2 protein-coding genes are annotated in these 1,553 nt (G+C 72.2%); both read right to left on the bottom strand.

The annotated features are described in order from the left end of the window. Nucleotides 1-105: 105 nt before the first annotated feature. The gene (locus VR44_RS35810; RefSeq protein WP_045951830.1) at nt 106-834 is read right to left on the bottom strand and encodes a TetR/AcrR family transcriptional regulator; all 729 of its coding nucleotides are present in this window, start codon (nt 832-834) and stop codon (nt 106-108) included. Nucleotides 835-872: 38 nt separating this feature from the next. After that, the coding region (locus VR44_RS35805) for an AurF N-oxygenase family protein (protein ID WP_045951829.1) at nt 873-1,553 on the bottom strand (681 nt) is incomplete at its 5' end.

The following is a 1,553-nucleotide window of genomic DNA, read 5'->3' as shown; positions in this document are numbered from 1 at the left end:
TACCACTTCGGCGGGTGTCCCGTCGGGCCGAGGAGGATCGGGAGGACCCGGCCGTCCATCGGGCCGCCCTCGAACGGGGTCGGTTCGCTCTTCACCCCACCAGTGTCACAGCAGGTGGGCGGCCTCGGAGACCACCGGGATCACGCGCCGGGCGAGGAGGCCCGCCGGGCCGTCCGGGTGTTCCAGGGCGAGGGCGGCGCGGGCGGCGGCAGCCGTTTGCGGGTCGGTGGCGGCGGTGGCGGTCAGGAGGGCGATGAACTGGTCCACCAGCCAGTCCCGGAGGGTGGTGGCCTCCGGCTGCTTGCCCTCGTCCAGCCAGATGAGGGAGGCCGCCTCGACCGCCGTGATCCAGGTGCGGACCATCATCCTCAGCCGTGGCCCCGGTCCGGGGGCGGGGACGTCCAGGTGGAGGAGGATCTGTTCGGCGGCGGCGCGGCGGATGCCGTCCACCGTGGCGGTGGTGCGGGAGGTCTCCACGACGCTGCCGCCCTGCAGGAGGGCGGCGAAGCCGGCGTCGTGTTCGTCGACGAAGGCCAGGTAGCGGTCGAGGACGCGGGAGAGCCGGCCGGTGAGGGGCCCCGCCTGGGGCTCGGCGAAGCACAGTTCGAGGACGTCCGCCGCCGAGCGCAGGGCGGCCTCGTACAGCTGCTGTTTGCCGCCGGGGAAGTAGCGGTAGACCAGCGGCCGCGAGACGCCCGCGGCCTCCGCGACGTCGTCGAGGGAGATCTCCTCCGGGGCCCGGTGCGCGAACAGCGACAGGGCCGCGTCGAGGAGTTGGGCTCGCCGCTCCTCGACGCTCAGTCTGCGGTAGGCACGTACGGTGCGTACGGTCATGTCCGCAGCGTAGACGTACGGTGCGGCTCGCGGGGGACTTACGCGAGGAGGCCGGAGCTCTTCCAGAGGCGGCGGCCGGCTCCGCGCAGGACGCCGATGTCGTCGAGGAAGTCGGTGAGCCGCTTGGCGCCGGTCTGCATGACCTCGCGGCGGTGGCCGCTGGCCCTGACCTGGGCGACGGCCTCGCGCCGGTCGAGCCCGACGTTGTCGTAGACGGCCGGGTTCACGAAGGCGAGGGAGAAGACGCGGGCGGCCTCGCCGCAGCTGAGGCGGGTGAGTTCGCGTTCCCAGCGGGGGGCGGTCAGCATCTGGCGGCGCAGTTCCTCGCGGGCGTAGCGGACGTGCCGGGCCTCCTCGATGACGTGGATGCGGGTCACTCCGCGCACGAGGGGCTGGATGCGCTCGTCCGGGAAGGTCAGGCGCTGCATCCAGTCGAGGATCTCCTCGCCGAGGAGGGTGCAGGCGAAGGAGCCGGGCGTGGTGGAGATCGTCTTCAGGATCCGGGCGAGGTTGTGGTTGGCGCGGGAGACCGGGTAGGCGGGGGCGCCGCCCGTCTGGATCATGCGGGCGAACATCATCGAGTGACGGCACTCGTCGGCGATCTCGGTGAGCGCGTAGCGGACGTGGTTGCTGGTCAGCGGCTTGTCGTAGATGTGCCGGACCAGCAGCTGCATGAGGATGATCTCGAACCAGATGCCGAGGGAGGCGAGGGCGGCCGC

Source organism: Streptomyces katrae (assembly GCF_000966975.1).
GTDB classification, from domain to species: domain Bacteria; phylum Actinomycetota; class Actinomycetes; order Streptomycetales; family Streptomycetaceae; genus Streptomyces; species Streptomyces katrae.
The sequence above is the reverse complement of the archived record's forward strand: the minus strand, read 5'-3'. Positions and strand labels throughout refer to the sequence as shown.